11 protein-coding genes are annotated in these 15,788 nt (G+C 36.7%); 4 read left to right on the top strand and 7 right to left on the bottom strand.

Translation table 11 applies throughout. The features are described 5' to 3' along the window. Positions 1 to 145: 145 nt before the first annotated feature. From IPP61_21530 to IPP61_21520, 3 genes are all read left to right on the top strand, one after another. A complete protein-coding gene (locus IPP61_21530) occupies positions 146 to 910 on the top strand; it encodes a glycoside hydrolase (GenBank protein ID MBL0327705.1) in 765 nt (254 codons plus the stop codon). A 20-nt stretch (positions 911 to 930) separates the two neighbouring features. Then, positions 931 to 2,583, top strand: coding sequence for a glucose-6-phosphate isomerase (gene pgi, locus IPP61_21525; protein ID MBL0327704.1), 1,653 nt, complete (start codon positions 931 to 933; stop codon positions 2,581 to 2,583). Positions 2,584 to 2,740: 157 nt separating this feature from the next. After that, positions 2,741 to 4,474 (top strand): LysM peptidoglycan-binding domain-containing protein, encoded by a 1,734-nt coding sequence (locus IPP61_21520; protein MBL0327703.1) that lies wholly within the window; start codon positions 2,741 to 2,743, stop codon positions 4,472 to 4,474. A 126-nt stretch (positions 4,475 to 4,600) separates the two neighbouring features. On the opposite strand, the gene IPP61_21515 is transcribed toward IPP61_21520, so the two are convergent. The 7 genes from IPP61_21515 to IPP61_21485 all read right to left on the bottom strand — a co-directional run bounded on the left by IPP61_21515 (position 4,601) and on the right by IPP61_21485 (position 12,840). Beyond that, the gene (locus IPP61_21515) at positions 4,601 to 5,962 is read right to left on the bottom strand and encodes a glucosylceramidase (GenBank protein ID MBL0327702.1); all 1,362 of its coding nucleotides are present in this window, start codon (positions 5,960 to 5,962) and stop codon (positions 4,601 to 4,603) included. Positions 5,963 to 6,025: 63 nt separating this feature from the next. Further along, positions 6,026 to 6,505, bottom strand: a complete 480-nt coding sequence (locus tag IPP61_21510; protein ID MBL0327701.1) for a DUF456 domain-containing protein — start codon at positions 6,503 to 6,505, stop codon at positions 6,026 to 6,028. Then, positions 6,505 to 7,746 carry a pyridoxal phosphate-dependent aminotransferase gene (locus tag IPP61_21505; protein MBL0327700.1) on the bottom strand — a complete coding sequence of 414 codons (1,242 nt, stop codon included), beginning with the start codon at positions 7,744 to 7,746 and terminating at the stop codon, positions 6,505 to 6,507. The genes IPP61_21510 and IPP61_21505 overlap by 1 nt, the downstream gene beginning before the upstream one ends. Before the next feature lie 3 nt (positions 7,747 to 7,749). Continuing rightward, positions 7,750 to 8,691: a phosphoribosylaminoimidazolesuccinocarboxamide synthase gene (locus IPP61_21500; protein ID MBL0327699.1), complete on the bottom strand. Its 942-nt coding sequence runs from the start codon at positions 8,689 to 8,691 to the stop codon at positions 7,750 to 7,752. 64 nt (positions 8,692 to 8,755) lie between these two features. Continuing rightward, positions 8,756 to 9,397 carry a tetratricopeptide repeat protein gene (locus IPP61_21495; protein ID MBL0327698.1) on the bottom strand — a complete coding sequence of 214 codons (642 nt, stop codon included), beginning with the start codon at positions 9,395 to 9,397 and terminating at the stop codon, positions 8,756 to 8,758. Further along, the gene (locus IPP61_21490; protein MBL0327697.1) at positions 9,398 to 10,306 is read right to left on the bottom strand and encodes a VWA domain-containing protein; all 909 of its coding nucleotides are present in this window, start codon (positions 10,304 to 10,306) and stop codon (positions 9,398 to 9,400) included. A 53-nt stretch (positions 10,307 to 10,359) separates the two neighbouring features. Further along, positions 10,360 to 12,840, bottom strand: coding sequence for a PIG-L family deacetylase (locus IPP61_21485; GenBank protein MBL0327696.1), 2,481 nt, complete (start codon positions 12,838 to 12,840; stop codon positions 10,360 to 10,362). Positions 12,841 to 12,866: 26 nt separating this feature from the next. Here IPP61_21485 and IPP61_21480 point away from each other — a divergent pair, with 26 nt between their 5' ends. Further along, positions 12,867 to 15,701: a S8 family serine peptidase gene (locus IPP61_21480; GenBank protein ID MBL0327695.1), complete on the top strand. Its 2,835-nt coding sequence runs from the start codon at positions 12,867 to 12,869 to the stop codon at positions 15,699 to 15,701. The last annotated feature ends 87 nt before the right edge of the window (positions 15,702 to 15,788 follow it).

The raw sequence follows: 15,788 nt of genomic DNA, 5'->3' as shown, positions 1-15,788 counted from the left end.
GTAATGTTTGTGAGGATACAAACAATGGTACACACTACATTTATAAATTTAAATCTATTCGTCAGCTTCATTTTTATCATTATTGAAGAAACATTTTAAGTTTTTTCAGTAATTTTGACAAACCATTTTTCCTGATAAAATAATTTTGAAATCATTTATATCAAAATATTGGAATCACGCCTACCGATTGCTTCTGCTTTCATTGATAGTACTTTACCCCAATCTCGTAAGTGACGGTCACAGTTGGAAGTTTATTTCCAAATACCAGATTGATTTACCCATGCAATACTTAATTCATGGATTTGACATTTCAAGACATAATGGGGATGTGGATTGGGGAAAAATAAATTCCAAAAGAGAAGACGAAACCCGACTACACTTTGTGGTAATTAAAGCCACGGAAGGTGCTGAAATGGTAGATGTCAACTTCAAAACAAACTGGGAAAACGCCCGAAAGCATGGTTTCGTAAGAGGAGCCTATCATTATTTTGTCCCTGGAGTCGATGCCCGATTGCAAGCACTAAACTACATTTTGAACGTAAAACATCAAAAAGGAGACATTTATCCGGTTTTAGATTTTGAAAAAAATGCCAATGGCTCACATGCAAAAAAACAATTGGCTTCTGGTTTGAAAACCTGGCTGGATATTGTTGAAAAACATTTGGGCGTTAAACCCATCATTTATACCAATACCCCTGTTTATAAAGAGTATATAAAATCTGAATTGGCCGAATATCCGCTTTGGATTTCAGATTATGTATCTAAAGATATAGGTTTTGTTGATTCTCCTAACCTAATTTTGTGGCAACATTCGGAAACCGGCAGATTGCCAGGTATAAATGAAAATGTGGATTTCAACGTTTTTCTGGGGACACCACATAAATTTGAAAAATATAGAATTAATATTTAATAATCACCAAAGAAATAACAATGCTCTCTTCTGTAAAATTTGATCAGACGGCTGCTTTTAAAAAGTTAAAAAGCCATAAGAAAACTATTGCAAAAACATCAATTAAAGAACTTTTTGCTCAGGACGCAAACCGGTTCAAAAAATTCTCGGTACGTCATCAGGATATTCTTTTGGATTACTCAAAAAACCTCATTTCAGGTCGGACAATGAGTTATTTAACTGAATTGGCAGTTGAAGCAAAACTTTCGGAAGCAATAGAAAAAATGTTTTCAGGTGAAAAAATCAATGCTACAGAAAATCGTTCTGTTTTGCATGTGGCTTTGCGAAATCGCTCAAATTCTCCGATTTTGATGGATGGAAAAGACGTTATGCCGGATATTTACCGGGTTTTGGGCCAGATGAAAGACTTTTCCGAAAGGGTAAGGTCAGGAGAATGGAAAGGATATACCAACAAAAAGATTACTGATATTGTAAATATTGGGATTGGTGGCTCAGATTTAGGCCCTGTTATGGTTACAGAAGCACTTAAACCGTATGCATTGAAAGGCTTGAATGTTCATTTCGTTTCTAATGTTGACGGAACTCATATTGCCGAAACATTGAAAAAAGTCAATCCGGAAACCACTTTGTTTCTGATCGCTTCAAAAACTTTCACTACACAGGAGACTATGGCCAATGCCCATACCGCACGGAATTGGTTCTTGGATTCGGCCAAAGACGATTCATTTGTAAAAAAACATTTTGCGGCTCTATCAACTAATTCAAAAGGTGTTGCTGAATTTGGAATTGATACTGCCAATATGTTTGAGTTTTGGGATTGGGTTGGAGGCAGGTATTCGCTTTGGAGTGCTATCGGGCTTTCCATCGCCTGTTACATAGGTTTCCAAAATTTCGAAGCTTTACTTTCAGGTGCTCATCAGATGGACGAGCATTTCAAAAATACTCCTTTTAAAAGAAATATACCTGTGATTTTGGGTTTACTGGGTATCTGGTACAATAACTTTTTTGACGCACAGTCACACGCTATTCTTCCTTATGACCAATATCTGCACCGGTTTGCAGCATATTTTCAACAAGGTGATATGGAATCAAACGGAAAATACATCGATCGCTCAGGCGATGAAGTCAATTACCAAACCGGACCAATCATTTGGGGAGAACCAGGCACCAATGGGCAACATGCATTTTATCAGCTCATTCATCAGGGTACTAAAATCATACCTTCTGATTTTATAGCTCCTGCTGTAAGCCAAAATCCTATCGGCGAGCATCATAAAATGTTATTGTCCAACTTCTTTGCTCAAACAGAAGCTTTGATGAACGGTAAAGACAGGTCAGAAGTAGAGGCGGAATTAGTAAAAGCCGGAAAATCGAAAGCTGAAATCGAAGCATTGGCTCCATTTAAAGTGTTCAAAGGTAACCGACCTACGAACTCAATTTTGATTAAAAAACTTACTCCAAAAGTGCTTGGTGGTCTAATTGCTATGTATGAGCACAAAATTTTTGTGCAAGGAATCATTTGGAATGTATTTTCATTTGACCAGTGGGGTGTAGAATTAGGTAAGCAATTGGCCAATAAAATATATCCTGAGTTACAGTCCGACAGTGAAGTATCAAGCCATGATGCCTCAACCAACGGTCTGATAAACACTTATAAGAAATGGAGAAAATAGGGGTAATCCTATTTTTTTTGTATTTAATTTTCAAAAATTATTGAAAAGACAAAATATTTTAAATATTTTGATTATTTATTTGGAAGTATAAATTCAATAAATTAAATTTGAAAAATCATTTGAAATTCATTATAATTGCTAATTAAACGGCAACAATGTGGATCAAAATAAATTAGACTTACGTGCTTTTTTTAAATTTTTAATAGGTGTAAAAGGAGCAGGCTTTTTATTGCTTTTTTTAGGATGTTTTCAAATTGCTGCTCAACAATATTCTATTGATAGGAATTTGAAAATTCCTTATGAGTTGAAGTTTGCAAACATTTCTTTTCAATTTAATGAGTCCACAAGGCTCATTTTAATTGAAGAGGCGAAGTCTTTGTATACTAACAAAGATTTCAAAAATGGTTTGTTAAACAAGTTTTCAACAATTTTACCAATTGTGGAAAGTATTGTTAAATCAGCTAATGTACCAACAGATTTTGAATTCCTGGCAATTTATAACCGTTTTCAAAAAAGCCAATTGTCAACTCAGGTGCTGGAACAGGGAGTGTATTGGTGTCTGGATAAAGAAAAAGCTTTAGACGTTGATTTAATTGTCGATGAGAATATAGATGAAAGGAAACATCTGATTATGGCCACCAAAGGTGCCATGGTTTTTATTAAACGAAATCAGGTGATGTATAATAATTGGGCAACTACTTTATATTCTTGTTTGGCAAGCAAAGAAGTATTGAAAGTGTTGGAGTTAAACAAAAAGTGGAAGGGTGATTTTTTGATGATTGATACCCCCGCATATAGTTCTTTGATACAGTTTTTAGCCTTTAAATATGTAATGGAAATTGAAATTGGGTATTACCGCAATTCAAACCCATTAATTGTTTATGAGTATAAAGATGGGAAAGGAAAAACACTCAATCTCATCGCCGCAGATTTAAAAATGCAACCTACTGAATTATATAATTCAAATCTTTGGCTTAAATCGGCAAGAGTACCCTCCGAAGGAGATGCAAATGTACTTGCGATAGTACCAGCCTCTAGATACAATGAGATCAGGAGACTTGACGAAATGAGTAAAAATGTTGGTAAGCAAAATCTTGATTTAGGATTTCCTTTATTAATACTTAATCCAAAAATTGGATTTCAAAAAGGTGGAATATTTTATACCATTAATAACCTGAAAGGCATTCAGGCTGATATGTGCGATGATTTCGTTAATCTTGCGTATAAAGCAGATTTGTCAGTCGAAAAATTTCTGGAATTCAATGACATGACAGAAAAAGATGCAGTTCAAATTGGTCAGGTTTATTATATTGAATCTAAAAAAACGAAAGCAGATATTCCTCATCATATAGTTAGAGCAGAAGAGGGTCTCTGGGATATTTCTCAAAAATACGGGGTAAAGCTTTCAAGTCTTTTGAAATTTAACCGAATGGACAATGTTGCTCGATTGCAGCGGGGAAGGGTGATTTGGATGCAAGAAAAAAGACCTAAAAATAAACCTGAAGAGTATATAGAATACCCGATTGAAAACAAACCGGAAAAATCCGAAAGATTGAAATTTGATGATAAATATATATCCCAATTATTGGATGGTGAGCATGAAATAACCGATAAAGATGTCCAGGAAAATGAGGAATCAGGTTTTGTTAGTGATGTTTTACGAAAAAATGAGTATAAAGAGCCATCACAAAAAACAGTCGTAAAAAAAGTAGAAACTGAAAGAGTAGCAAAAAGTGAATCTTTCTCAGAGGATTTAAAAGAATCAATACCCGAGAGGCGAACTACGGAAAGACAATTTTTGGTACATGAAGTAAAAAAAGGCGAGACATTGTATAGGATTTCGGTAAATTATAAAGTCAGCGTTGATCAATTGTATATCTCAACAATCTGAAAAATAACAATATCGAAATTGGAGACAGAATAATAGTTAGAAGATATTAATCAATAAAGACAATAAGTAGTATAGATTCACTCGATAGCCGGATTAGCCTCGATCATTGATGGAGGCTAATTTTTTTTACCAAACATATGTAGCTACCGTAAATGCATCTAATTTCTGGAAAATTCTATTGCCTTTACTTGAAATTGAAAGATCAATTTCCTTGTCTGACTCATTTAATACGATTAAAACGGTTTTTCCATCCGAAGTCTTAAATGCAACATTTGGCAAGCTCATGGTCGTATTGGATGCAATCCTGATAGAACCAGGCCTTACAAACTTAGAAGCATGAGCGATTATGTAATATGCAGTGTTTTTTGAAAAATTATTCCCATCAATTGTAATTGCACCTAGGCAAGCTGTACATCCTCCCGGTGTATGAGGTTTTTGATAGGGATCTGCAGCCAAATTCCACTCCAGCACCGTTTTGCACCAATTTTTTGACGCACCAATAACCAGATTTTTAATATGCCATGTTAAATCTCCCTGAAAGTTGGTTGGATGACCAATCCATTGTTCTGTAAAATATAAACCTTTATCCGGAAATGCTTCATGAACTTCGGTGAGGGTTTCAACATTGCCACCATACATGTGAAAGGCCGAACCGTCAATATATTTTCTTGCTGCTGGATCAGATAAAACCCTGATAGGATAGTCGGGCCTGTCGGCATTGTGATCGTAAATGATAATTTTGGTTTTCAGTCCTGATTTTACCAAAGCCGGACCCAAATTATTTTTTACAAATTCGGCCTGTTCACTTCCTAACATCAATAAACTTGGATTATTTCCAGGGTGAAGAGGCTCATTTTGAACAGTGATGGCATCAATAGTGATACCTTTTTTCTTCATTGAGCCGAGATATCTTACCAAATAATCGGCATAATCCTGATAATTTTCTTTTTTCAGACTTCCTCCAATACTGTTGTTATTGGTTTTCATCCATATTGGCGGTGACCAGGGACTACCCAGAATTTTAAGTTTTGGATTTATTTTCAGTATTTCTTTTAAAACAGGAATCAGATTTTTCTCATCTTCGGCCAATGAAAAATGACCTTTTTTTTCAGAATAACTAAAGACAGCAGAATCCAGATCAGATGCACCAATACTAATTCGCAGATAACTGATTCCAATTGCATTATCTTGTGTACCAAATAATTCTTTTAGAACTTCTGATTTGTTGGTCATCCGATTGAGCAAGATGGCACTTCCACCGGTTAAAGAGAAGCCAAAACCGTCCATAGTCTGGAATCGGCGGGAATCATCAACTAAAATGGTTGGAATATCACTGTCTTTCTTTTCGAAAAAATACTCTTCTTTTTGCTTTTCAAATTTCTTACTTTGGTCACCTTTTGTCAGCCAAACCTGGACTTTTTGTGCTTCCAGTTGGTTAGAAAAGAAAAGAATTACACCCGCAAGCAGAGCGATTTTTGAAGTTTTCATTTTTATTTAAGGTAGAAATATTATTCTGAATAACCTGAAATCTGATCAGGATATTAAAAGAATTTATAAATGACCGAATATTTGGATTATAGCTGCAACCAGCATTATAATACACAAAATAGTTTTAGCAAAAATGCCAGCCATAAGCCCCAAAAAGCTACCAAAAGCAGCTTTAATTGCCTGATTGTGATTTTGATTGGTCAGGTATTCTCCGGCAAAGGCTCCAACAAAAGCACCAATGAAAAGCCCAAAAGGTCCCAGAAACATTCCAACAAACAAGCCTATTCCTGCTCCTATACTTCCCCATTTACCACCACCAAATTTTTTGCTTCCCCAAATCGGAACATAATAATCAAGCAAGGTTATAACTAAAGTTGCCAGTCCCATTGCCCAAAGTGCACTTTCTGAAAAATTGCCAAAGCGGGAATAGTGCAATACTACAATTCCTGCAAAACTCAGCGGAGGACCAGGCAATGGCAAAATTGCCCCCGCAAGCCCTATCAGCAAAAAGGCAATTCCAACTATAAGCAAAATTACGTCCATCAGACTTCAATTAATTTTTTACTTTTTATCCTTTTGCCATTTAAGAATTCGGCTATCCGGTCTGAGGCCAGCTCTAAAGTATCTGTTTCAGGCAAAAAAACGGCTCTGAAATGTTGGTGGCCGGGATAGTTAAATCCTGTACCTGCAACAATAAATACTTTTTGCTCTGCCAACAAATCCAGGGCAAACTGCTCATCTCCACCGATGTCAAACTTTTTCATGTCGATTTTAGGGAAAACATATAGTGCCCCTTTCGGTTTAACACAGCTTACTCCCGGAATATCAGTGAGCTTATAATGTATCAAATCTCTTTGTTTTTTCAATCTTCCACCTTCGGCTACCAGGTCGTTTATCGACTGATATCCTCCCAAAGCGGTTTGGATGGCATATTGGGTAGGCACATTGGCACAAAGACGCATGCTGGCTAGCAAAGTTAAGCCTTCGAGGAATGATTTTGCTTTTGATTTTGCTCCACTTGGAATCACCCAGCCTCCCCGGAAACCGGCGGCACGATAGTTTTTGGACAATCCACCAAAAGTCATAAAGAAGACATCATCAGAAAGCGTAGCTGCCGGAATATGTTTGTGCCCGTCGTAGAGTATTTTATCATAAATTTCGTCAGAAAACAGAATCAAATTGTGTTTTTCGGCCAGTTTTACGATTTTTTGCAAAACATCTTTTTCATAAACTGCTCCAGTTGGATTGTTGGGGTTGATGATAACAATGCCTTTGGTTTTGGAGGTAATTTTTTTCTCCATATCCTCCACATCAGGATTCCAGTCGGAAGCTTCGTCACAGATGTAATGGACAGGTTTGCCTCCTGAAAGTGCCACTGCGGTAGTCCACAAAGGGTAATCTGGTGCCGGAATGAGCACTTCATCACCATCATTTAGCAAGGCTTGCATACACATGACTATCAACTCACTGACCCCATTCCCAATAAAAATATCCTCGATTTTTACGTCTTTGATACCTATTTGCTGGGTATAATGCTGGATGGCTTTGCGTGCTGAAAAAATACCCAAATGGTGCGAATAACCCTGAGCATTTCTAAGGTTTAAAATCATATCATGAACAATCTCATCGGGCACATCAAAACCAAATGGAGCAGGATTGCCGATGTTTAGATTGATGATTTTTTGCCCCAAAGCCTCCAATTGCTGAGCTTTTTCAAAAACAGGTCCCCTGATAGCATAGCTCAGGTTATTGAGACGGTCGCTTTTTTTAAATTCTTTCGACATAATTTAAATATTTTTTAGGAAACTTTTGATATTGGTTTCCATACGCTTCAGGATATCTTTTGATTGCTTCTTTTTAAACTTCTCTCCTGTTACTTTTTCAAATAACTCGATATACCTGTTGGATATCTCTTCTACTTTTTCGTCGGTCATTTCGGGTACCACCTGACCTTCTTTGCCCTGAAAATTATTGGCTATAAGCCATTCACGCACAAATTCTTTAGACAATTGTTTCTGCGGTAATCCTTTATCCTGGTTATCCTGATATTGATCGGCATAAAAATATCGGGAAGAATCAGGCGTATGAATTTCATCAATCAGATAGATAATTCCATCTTTTTCGCCGAATTCATATTTGGTATCTACCAAAATCAAACCATTTTTAAGAGCCATTTCTGTTCCTCTATTGAACAATTCAAGTGCAATTCGTTCAAGCTCTTCGTATTGTTTTTCTTCTACCAATTCTTTGGCGAGGATGTCTTCTCTTGAAATATCTTCGTCATGTCCTACGTGAGCTTTGGTAGTAGGAGTAATTATTGGAGTAGGAAGTTTATCGTTTTCTTTGAGACCGTCGGGCAGACTGACACCACAAACCGACCTTTTTCCGGCTTTATATTCCCGCCAGGCATGACCTGCCAAATAACCTCTCACTACCATCTCGACAGGAAAAGTTGTGCACTGATGACCAAAAGAAACATTGGGGTCAGGCGTGGCAATAAGCCAGTTGGGTACAATATCGCGAGTAGCCTCAAGATTTTTTGCTGCTATCTGATTAAGCACCTGGCCTTTAAAAGGTATGGCTCTGGGTAATACAACATCAAACGCGGAAATCCTGTCAGAGGCAACCATAAGCAGGTGATTACCAATCGAATATACGTCACGTACTTTGCCTTTATAAAATCCCGTTTGATTTTTAAAGTTAAAATTTGTCTCTTTAATACTGTTCATTTTTCCCTAAATGTGATTGATAATAATTTCCGGAGCGGATTCATTTATGCAAATTTCGGGTTTATTACCAATCTTTTTCTATATTTTTCTTACTATTTTTAGTATTAGTCGATATTTTAAGTTCTGAATTTTTTAGGTCATCCAACAGCTGAAGAGCTTTTTCTTTTGAAATATTTTTGGATTTGTATTCAGAAAACTCCTGTTCTTTTTCTTCTGAAGCGATAACTTCCTGATTTTGTGTTTCTTGTGTAGGTGAATTCTGGTTATTGGTTTTTGGTTTAAATAATTTGGAAATCAATTCATAATTATATCTCGCCGCGTTGAGTTCCGGATTTATTTTAAGACTTTGTTTGAAATAATCCAATGCTTTAGTTGAATCTTTGGCCATCAGGGAAATAATACCCAATTGATTTAATGCTTGCGATGATGGCAATACATCAGGCAGATTTTTTGCGGTTTCATATTTGATTCGGGCATTTAGAGTATCGCCTGTATAAAAGTATGCATGTGCAGCATCAAAATTTAATTCGGGGTCAATAATCCGGCTGATTTCATTTATTTTTTCAAAAATCTTAATGCTTTTTTGGTATTTTTTTTCGGAAAAAGCCTTATTGAATTCAATTTTTAAATCATTTTTCTGGTCAATATTATAAAAATATTGAGGATTAAGCAGGAAAAATATGATATGATATATAAATTGATACATTCAGATTTTCAGTACATTAACAGTTAAAAGGAAGTCAATAATAATTAATAAAAGTGCCACTAATAAAAAATATGAATACTTGTTGTAAGTCACAGTTTGTTGATTGATGTCCATTTCACTGCTTTTGATAGACAAGATATTTTCGATCATTCCGTTTAGTTCATTTTTTTGATTATTGGCAACAAAATATTTTCCTGCGGTCTTTTTGGAGATTTCAGCGATTTGCTGAATATCAAGTACTGAGACTACTTCATTGCCCGCTTTATCTTTTTTAAAACCATTAATTACCGGGATTTTACTCCCGATTTGGGTACCTATTGCAAAAATAGTAATATTGATTTTGTTGGCTTTTAATTGATTAATGAATTGAGCATCAGTAGGTTCAAAAAACTCACCATCTGTCACAATCAGACAGTTTTTTATATGGTTTTTGGGAGACCGACTAGCCGAAAATTTATTCAAAACCAGTTCAAAAACCGGATTTAAATCAGAACTGCCGGATGACAAAAGTGTAGTTTTTAGATTAGAAATATTTGATTTCAAACTTTCATGATCATATGTTAGCGGTACAACCAACTGAGCTTCAGAATTGAAAATTATCAGGCCAATTTTATCAGATTGAAAGCGATCAATTAGACCCAGAATTTCATTTTTGGCTTTTTCCAATCTTGATGGAGCTACATCGGTGGCGTTCATTGACTGAGAAAGATCAAATGCCAGATAGATATCTTTTGCGGTAGAACGTGCTTCTATTTCTGTAATTCCAAAACTTGGACCCAATAGTGCCAGGCTCAATGCTCCAAAATACAAACCTCTGATTATAAATTTTAGAAAAGAGGAATTGGCTGAAGCTTTGAGTTTTTTTGATATGATGAAAATCCGGACAAAATAAATGAGATATATTGCCAAGAAAGACAATAAATAAAAGATTTCTGTGTTCGAAAATTCTCTACTCCAATTCATTAATTTTTTTCAAGCGATATTAAATTGGCCATCAGTCGATAGGCTCCGGGAACCCCTGCCGGCAATTGTCTGAAAAAAGAAAGTCCCGTAAAGATATAATTTCCTTTTCCATATTTTGCAATCAATAAACTACCTTCTTGCTCGGTTTCGCCCTGGTCTTTTATAGAAAATATGCTTTTATATTGATCTGACCACTTGTCGGCAAAATAAAGGCCTCGCTCCTGAACCCAGCCCTCAAAGTCTTTTGTGGTGATTTTATTTGGTGTATTAAGAATTTTATTTGTTGGGTCCAAGATTTTCATTTCAGCATCTTCGTCGGTTACTCTTCCGCGACCAATATTTATGGGGTATGGACCTAATTCTTTGGTTTTTACAGTTCCGTAAAATGCCTGGGTCTGATATTGAACAATCATATTTCCGCCATTTTTCACATATTCAAAAAGGGTGTTTTGCATTCCGGGAAGCCAGTTTTCCGTGTTATAAGCTCTCACCCCAATGATAATTGCATCAAAATCTGCCAAATTGCCTCCTATGGTATTTTGATCTAGCATACTTACTTCATAACCGATTTGTCGGAGTGCATCAGGTACTTCATCGCCAGCTCCGGCCACATAACCGATCTTGTTTCCGGTTTTTGAAATATTAATTTTTTGTGCGATTGATTTTGCTTCCGGAAAAATATTAAGTTCGGGTATGTGGTCATATTTGATGGTTTTTATGGAATTTGAAATTACACCATTTTCGGTTTTTGCTGATACACTTATGGTTGTTTGAGATGCATTTTTTGGAGGGGTAACAAAAAAATCTAGTTGTTTTTCCTGGTTTTTTTCCGGGAAATTTACCTCAATTTCTTTAGGATTTACTACCCAGCCTTTTCCGGCTTCCAAACTTACTTTTGCTTTGGCATTAATTTTATTTGAAAATGCTTTCACAGAAACCTTTTTTGGTTTCTCATCAGAAAAAATATATACTTTCTGGTCCAGATTAAGGTTGATTTCGGGTCTTATTTCCAGATATTTATAAATCTCACCCAGGGAAGGTTCGGTGTATTTATATTTAAGAGGATGTGAAAATTCCAGATTTTTACCATTTATGCTAAATTCAAAACTGGCAAAAAGTGGGGCAGGTGCCATGGGCAATCCTCTGAATTCCGGATTTTTCAACTGATAAATTCCTTTTTTTGAGGGTGTTTGTAACCAATACGGCTGAGTATTCTCTGCATTTGCTGGAATCTTAACTATCAATTGAGCTTCTGAATTCTTATTAAAACTAAGTTTCTGATTAATTACGGAGTCAGCAGCAGCAATACCTTTGATACTAATTTTCTGTAGAATAACTTCCTGGCTGCTACGGTTTGTGGCTGTGGTCAAAATTTTCAGAGATTCTCCAGGAGCAACGGTATTGGTTGTAGGATTGGCTTCAAAATATAAACCTGCAGTACCCATGATGAGTTTCATACACTCTTCCAGCTTATTTTGTTTATATGGATTTTCAGGGAGTGATTCTATTTTTCTGTAAACATCAATAAGCTTTTCAGTGCTTTTTCCGGGGTTTTGAATATCAAATAAGGCAATAATTTCATTTAACAATTTTCCGATACTTTCGCCATTTTCTACTCTGTTCCAGCTTAAATCTATGTTTTCAAAAAGATCTTCCTTGGCAGGTTCACCTTTCACATTAACCATAAAATCAAATCTTTCACCTCTGGATGGTGCCGAGCCAAACCCCTGACTACGGTGCTTGCTGCGGGCTTTTGCCGCCAATTCAGGATAAGAAACGCCCAACAGTGGGTTGTAGTCGCCCAAAGATACTTTGAAAAATGAGGGTTCATTAGGAGCGGCGTTGGTAAAGCCCCGGTTAAAAGAATTCCAAACCAATCTTTTTACCTGCCAAATTCCAAAAGTTTTAACCTGGTCTGGAAATATTTTTGGATCTGCCGCGGCGTCAAATGCCTCTGCTGCCAAAACTGCCGATGCGGAATGATGTCCATGGCCAGCCCTTTCATCTGGCGGGAATCGGTTAATCAAAACATCGGGTTTAAATTTCCTGATTTGATAAACCATATCTTCCAGAATCTGTTCTTTTCCCCAAATCGAAAGTGCTTCTTCAGTTTTTTTTGAAAAACCAAAATCAATTGCCCTTGAAAAATACTGTTCACCACCATCAATTTTCCGGGCTTCAAGCAGCTCGTGTGTTCTGAGTAGTCCAACGTATTCACCCTGCTCTGCACCAATCAAATTTTGTCCACCGTCACCACGTGTAAGTGCCATATATGCTGTCCTTACTTTTTTTTCATTGGCCAGCCAGGATATTAATAGTGCATTTTCGTCATCGGGATGGGCTGCAATGTACATGGCGTTGCCCACGGTGTTTAATTTTTTTATTCCCTGGAGAATTTCACTTGAGCTTAATGTCTGATTCTGAGCGAAAAGACACACCGGTAAATAAAATAGTGTAAGGGTAAGCAATATTTTTTTCATAGATTTGCGATTGCCAAATGTTAGGAATGAAAGGTATTTTAAGGTTTCTTTTTCTTTTTTTTATTTCTATAAGCACCTTCGGACAGCAGTATTTCGAAGGTGAAATATTTGTTAAACTCAAAACTCAATACGGTACCAAAATAAAGAACGTAACAAAATCTGCTGAATTAAAACAACAACTGCCTTTTTTGGAATCCCGTATTCTATCTAATGGAAAAATTATTGAAAAAATTTCAAAAGCCTTTCCGGAAGTCAAAAATAATGAATTAAAAAACATTCTCAGGCTAAAACTCACACAAAACGACGATTTGGACAAAATCATAGAGCAGATGAAGGCTGATGGATATTATCAGTATGTGGAGAAAGTGCCTTTTCGCAAAATAATTGCTGTACCTAATGATACCGATTACGCCAATCAGTGGTCAATTCAGAAAATAAAAGCTGCAGAAGCATGGGATGTAAACCCTGGTGGTGTAGATGTTATTGTTGCTGTGGTTGATAATGCAGTTCAAACCAATCATGTTGATCTTTCAGCCAATATGTTACCCGGGAAAGATATGTCTTCAGAGACAGACTTTGACCCAAATCCTCCAAATGCCACTTTTAGTCATGGAACACATGTGGCGGGAATTGTGTCGGCAGTAACCAATAATAATTTAGGAATTGCTGGGTCGGCCAATAACCGGGTAAAAATATTGCCAGTTAAGGCAACACCTGACGGAGGTAATCCCAATGGCATCTATTACGGCTTTGAAGGAATCCAATGGTCTGTGGATCATGGGGCAAAGATTATCAGTTTATCCTGGGGCGGGCCGGGGTATTCGAGTACCGAACAAGAGGTAATTGATTATGCTTATCAAAATGGAGTAATGATAGTGGCGGCTGCAGGAAATGAAAATTCTGCCGAATTGCAATATCCCGCTTCTTACAATCATGTGATTTCGGTGGCAAGCCTCGATGCAACTGACGTCAGAAGCTCATTTTCAAGCTATGGACAGACAGTTGATATTTCCGCTCCGGGCAGGTCAATATTGAGCACTTTGCCTTTTGATACATATGGTTCATATAGTGGCACTTCTATGGCTACTCCTCTGGTTTCATCTTGTTTAGGATTTTTATGGTCTTGTTTTCCGGCCTTAACTTTAGAAGAACTAGAAAATCTGATTAAAACCACTTCAGATAAAATCGACCATCTTAATCCTTCTTTTACTGGTCAATTAGGTGCCGGTAGAATCAACTTATTGAGTGCGGTGGCCTGTAAAACTGAGAATCTGGTTGATTTTTCAGTTGGAATTACCCCTTCACGATATTTTTGTGTTGGCGATACGGTAAATCTTTCAGTGCCTAATGTTCCCGGAGGAAGCTATGAATGGTTTAATGCCACAGGAAATTTAATTGGGAGTTCCAATTCCCTAGTTTCCAGTTCAGAAGGTGTTTTTACTGCGAAAGTTTCCAAAGGTTTCTGTATAAAAAGTATAGACTCAAAACCTTTGGTTTACAATAAGATAATTAGTAATTCTCCCGGAAAATTATATCTTGAGTCACAATTTTGTTCAGGAAAAGATACTCTGAATATCGATCCCCCAAATTGTAATTTTCCGGATTTCTTTCAGGGAAATTACGCCGGACCGGTGGTTGGGTATGATGGTTTCGAGAAAAGTGGAAATGACCCGGAAATTGCTCTGGAAGGTGTTGCAGGATTGATTGATTCGGTAGAAGTCAGCATTACCTGGCACAAAAAAGATGGAGGAGGAAACCTATCATGTGGAAATGCAGATGGAGGAGGAATTCCATTTAACGAAGAAATTGGTTTTGAATTAGTTTCACCATCAGGCCAGAAATATACTTTGATTTCAGCCGGAACTTACGCCCGCGGAACGGTTTCGGCAGGCCAGGTTACCACTACCTTTAAAAACAATAAACCAGTGGTAGTCTCAAATAGTAATCCGGTTACCGGAGTTTTTGGGCCAGTGAGTTCTTTTTCAACTTTGGCTGGCGAAATACCCAACGGCACATGGAAATTATTACCGGTTGACAATTCACTTCTTGATCCATTATGTGTTTCAGGTTTTAGTATAAAATTATATACCAATGCGGCCCAGTCGGCTTCACAATTGACCTGGTGGGACAATCAAACTAATGGAAATATTATCGGAAATAACGGACAACTGATTTTAGAGAATTTGAACACAGGTGTTCATGATTTTTACTCGCAAAATCAATGTACAGGTTTGTGCCCTTCTGTAAGGGTAAAAAACGAAATTTGGGTAAAAAGCAAACCGGAAGTTTTAGCGTTTAAGTTTACAGACGTAATTCTTACTGAGCCGCAGGTAATGGAAATAGTTTCAGCAAGCCAAATTCATTTTTCGAATAATTCTCAAAACATTTATTTTGTAAACGGAATAAATGCCTACAATAATCCATTTTCCTATCAAATTTCAAACAAAACACCTCTTCAAAGCCCGGTAACTATTTGTGGGCCATCAAATTTTGTGGTGATTGCAGCCGGATGTGAGGGACAAATCCATTGGAGCGATGGTACCACCAATGCAGGGGTTTTAATTCAAAATTTAAATGCCGATTATCAACTATCAGCCAATTGTGTTGAGAATTTTAGCTGTCCACCACAAGGCCCTCAATTTTTTAGTTTTATAAATCAAAATTCCGAAGCTAATTATTCCGGAAATCTTCTCATAAATACCACTCAGGATTTTCATGGAAACAAAATTTCTTCAGATCATGTAATCCATCCTTCATCCAGAATTAATTACTCTGCAGACCAAAACATTATACTTGAGCCAGGATTTTCGGTAGAAAAAGGAAATGTTTTCAAGGCCAGCATAGAAGGCTGCAGCAATTGAGTTTTAATTTTCTATTACCATAAGATCCAAATATATTTTATAAAAGACATATAAAATACTGGTAATCAGATTTTTTGAAAAATATGA

Source organism: Cytophagaceae bacterium (assembly GCA_016722655.1).
Classification (GTDB): Bacteria; Bacteroidota; Bacteroidia; order Cytophagales; family Spirosomataceae; genus Leadbetterella.
The sequence above is the reverse complement of the archived record's forward strand: the minus strand, read 5'-3'. Positions and strand labels throughout refer to the sequence as shown.

Excerpts from the sequence above, each read along its gene's own strand:
- pgi (MBL0327704.1), top strand. The coding sequence starts at position 931 with ATGCTCTCTTCTGTAAAATTTGATCAGACGGCTGCTTTTAAAAAGTTA.
- IPP61_21515 (MBL0327702.1), bottom strand. The coding sequence starts at position 5,962 with ATGAAAACTTCAAAAATCGCTCTGCTTGCGGGTGTAATTCTTTTCTTT.
- IPP61_21510 (MBL0327701.1), bottom strand. The coding sequence starts at position 6,505 with ATGGACGTAATTTTGCTTATAGTTGGAATTGCCTTTTTGCTGATAGGG.
- IPP61_21505 (MBL0327700.1), bottom strand. The coding sequence starts at position 7,746 with ATGTCGAAAGAATTTAAAAAAAGCGACCGTCTCAATAACCTGAGCTAT.
- IPP61_21500 (MBL0327699.1), bottom strand. The coding sequence starts at position 8,691 with ATGAACAGTATTAAAGAGACAAATTTTAACTTTAAAAATCAAACGGGA.
- IPP61_21495 (MBL0327698.1), bottom strand. The coding sequence starts at position 9,397 with ATGTATCAATTTATATATCATATCATATTTTTCCTGCTTAATCCTCAA.
- IPP61_21485 (MBL0327696.1), bottom strand. The coding sequence starts at position 12,840 with ATGAAAAAAATATTGCTTACCCTTACACTATTTTATTTACCGGTGTGT.
- IPP61_21480 (MBL0327695.1), top strand. The coding sequence starts at position 12,867 with ATGAAAGGTATTTTAAGGTTTCTTTTTCTTTTTTTTATTTCTATAAGC.